This is a genomic window from uncultured Methanobrevibacter sp., assembly GCF_937898925.1.
GTDB lineage: Archaea > Methanobacteriota > Methanobacteria > Methanobacteriales > Methanobacteriaceae > Methanobrevibacter.
In genome coordinates this window covers 1-2,827 of sequence record NZ_CALDKF010000026.1, presented here as the reverse complement: position 1 = coordinate 2,827, position 2,827 = coordinate 1, and the positions used below count along the sequence as shown (strand labels likewise).

4 protein-coding genes and 1 pseudogene are annotated in these 2,827 nt (G+C 31.0%); 4 read left to right on the top strand and 1 reads right to left on the bottom strand.

Annotated features, from left to right (window positions below; genetic code table 11):
* Positions 1–132 precede the first annotated feature (132 nt).
* From amrB to Q0409_RS01875, 3 genes are all read left to right on the top strand, one after another.
* Positions 133–981, top strand: a complete 849-nt coding sequence (gene amrB, locus Q0409_RS01885) for an AmmeMemoRadiSam system protein B (protein WP_298534489.1) — start codon at positions 133–135, stop codon at positions 979–981.
* Positions 959–1,672, top strand: a complete 714-nt coding sequence (locus tag Q0409_RS01880; protein ID WP_298534486.1) for an HXXEE domain-containing protein — start codon at positions 959–961, stop codon at positions 1,670–1,672. The genes amrB and Q0409_RS01880 overlap by 23 nt, the downstream gene beginning before the upstream one ends.
* Positions 1,673–1,885: 213 nt before the next feature.
* Positions 1,886–2,275 (top strand): VOC family protein, encoded by a 390-nt coding sequence (locus Q0409_RS01875; protein ID WP_298534483.1) that lies wholly within the window; start codon positions 1,886–1,888, stop codon positions 2,273–2,275.
* Positions 2,276–2,355: 80 nt separating this feature from the next.
* Here the strand turns inward: Q0409_RS01875 and Q0409_RS01870 are convergent, their stop codons facing one another.
* Positions 2,356–2,496 (bottom strand): hypothetical protein, encoded by a 141-nt coding sequence (locus Q0409_RS01870; RefSeq protein ID WP_298534480.1) that lies wholly within the window; start codon positions 2,494–2,496, stop codon positions 2,356–2,358.
* A gap of 119 nt (positions 2,497–2,615) precedes the next feature.
* Between Q0409_RS01870 and Q0409_RS01865 the strand changes: the two are divergent.
* Positions 2,616–2,827 (top strand): annotated as a pseudogene (locus tag Q0409_RS01865) (mevalonate kinase); the annotation flags it as partial.

The following is a 2,827-nucleotide window of genomic DNA, read 5'->3' as shown; positions in this document are numbered from 1 at the left end:
AATCTTTAATAGAAGAGGACTAGTGTGTCCTTTAAAGGGATGATTCATTTCATCCCTTTTTTTCTTCTCTTTTTTATATGAGAATATATGATTTCAGTGACTATAAAGTAGATAAAATCTGGAGGTAAAAATATGATTAGAGAACCTATAGTTGCTAACAAATTTTATGAAGGTAATGTAAAATACTTGAGAGAATCCATTGAAGACTGTTTTAAACATAGGTTAGGGCCTGGAGAAGTACCTAAATTATCAAGAATAAATAAGGAAAAACAGGTAAATGCAATTATGGTTCCACATGCAGGCTATGTTTATTCTGGCCCAACTGCAGCTCATGCTTATTCTAAATTAGTTCAGGACGGGTATCCTGAAACATTCGTAATCCTTTGCCCTAACCATACTGGCTTTGGAGAAGAGGTTTCTGTATATAATGAAGGTTCATGGGTAGTGCCAAATGGGGTTTGTGATGTAGACAATGAACTTGCAGATGAAATCATCAAGAACTCCAATTTCGCTAAGGCTGATTTCAAGGCACATCTTCAAGAACATAGCTGTGAAGTTCAACTCCCATTCCTAAAGTACTTTGACAGCAACTTCAAGATAGTTCCAATCTGCATGATGGACCAATCTGTTGAAACATCTAAAGATTTGGCAAATTCCATCTATGAATCTAGCCAAAACTTGGGGAGAAAAATCACTTTGATTGATAGTACTGATTTATCTCATTTTAAGTCTCAGGAAAAGACCATTGAACATGACAACCTTGTGTTTAATGAAGTGTTCAATGCAAATACTGAAGGGCTCTATCAAGTTGTAAAAAATGAACAAATTACTATATGTGGATACGGTCCAACTATGGTAAGTATGGAATTTTCTAAAAAATTAGGTCAGAAAAACTTCGAACTTTTACAGCATACAACAAGTGGTGACATAACTTTGGATTATGCATCTGTAGTCGGTTATGGTTCTGGTGTATGGTATTAGATTTTCTTCAATATCATCTTCTAAAGAGAAGTTAAAAAAATTAATTTCTAAAAAAAGTTTGCGTTTTGGCGGCAAAAATATGAAAAATTTCAATAAATACAGTTTGTATTGCTTAACCGCATATGCTATTTTGTTATTGGTCATCGGATTGCTAATGTGGAATAGTCTTCTTATAATTCAAAAAATAATCATAATTGCAACATGTATCGTAACATTGCATGAATGGGAAGAACAGCGTTTTCCAGGAGGATTTTTTGAACTAATGTCAAGGATATGGCAATTAGACCTTTCCAATATAGACCTTCATGACATGTATGCTAAACCCGATATTTTCATTTTTGCTATAACATGTTTGGCATTAATTTTTCCAAATGCTCTCTTTTTATCCTGTGCAGTATTGCTTCTTGGGGTATTTGAAGGTTTTATACATATAATGGGAATTAAACTTGCAAAACTGGAAAGGCCTTATACTCCTGGAATGATTACAGGGGAAGTTTATGCAGTATTTTCTATTTTATGCATTATTTTTCTAATTGAGTCAGGAATAACTGTTCTTATGAATTGGATTTTTGGATTTATTTGGCTATTCGCAACGTTTTTGATTATGGAATTCTTTATTTGGAGAACTGCAGGCATAAGCCCTAAAGAGTTTTCAAGCAAGGTAAGATCTGTAATTTTTAATAAAGATTAAAGCTTTAAATTTTTAACTTTTTCATTATTTTTCTTTATAACCGTCTCAAAACCTTATTTTTTATCAAATTCTAAAAAGAGAATATCTAAACAAACAACTAATAAATTTTAATATTTTTATTTTTAATACAATTTTCTCATATAAAAATGTACAATATAAAAAAATATGGAAAACTTATTATATTCTCAAATTAAATTATAATAAGGTGATATCATGGCAAATTGTATGATGATACATGAAATGATTAGAGTCTTTGACCTTGAACGTTCATTGAAGTTTTATGATGAAGCATTGGGAATGAAAGAGAATAGAAGAGTGGATAAGCCTGAAGGCAAATTCACATTGGTCTATTTGACTGATGGCCAATCTCATTTTGAATTGGAGCTTACTTATAATTATAATCCTGAAGTTCCTTATGAAATAGGTACAGGATACGGGCATCTTGCAGTTCTTGTAAAGGATATTGAAGCGGTTAGAGAGGAGCATATCAATGCAGGATATGAAGTAGGTCCTTTAAAAAGCTTATATGAAGACGACAGTGAAAAATACTATTTCATAACTGATCCAGATGGATATAAGATAGAAGTAATAGAAAGAAATTAAAAAAAGCAATTTTTATTATATTTCTCTATTTTTTATTTTTTTTATTTTTTTCATCAGTTTATTTTTCTCATCTTATTTTTTCACTTTTTTACCCAATTGCTACAGCTATCGTCTTGTTTTGTCAGCTTTTCATGATATCTGCAAAAGAATTGGGTGCATAAGTCTGTGTCAAACTCCAAATATTTGCAATTGTAACATTCTTTTTCAATATTCCTTTCCATATCTATAGTATACTTTTTATACTATTTAAGATAAATTTATAAATATATTAAATTTTATATAATTAAAAAGAATTTCAAAATCGAATATTGGATTAATTAAAAGAATTAGGAGAATTATTATGAGACATATATCAGTAGCTTCTGCACCAGGAAAGACAATTCTTTTCGGTGAGCATTCAGTAGTTTATGATGAACCGGCTATTGCAGGTGCAGTCAATAAAAGGGCTACAGTAAGCATTCGCAGATCAAATAACAATTACTCCACATTAAAGTCCAATGATTTAGGTTTTGAAGTGAAGATGGATACTCGTAGAGGAACTTACACATTAGT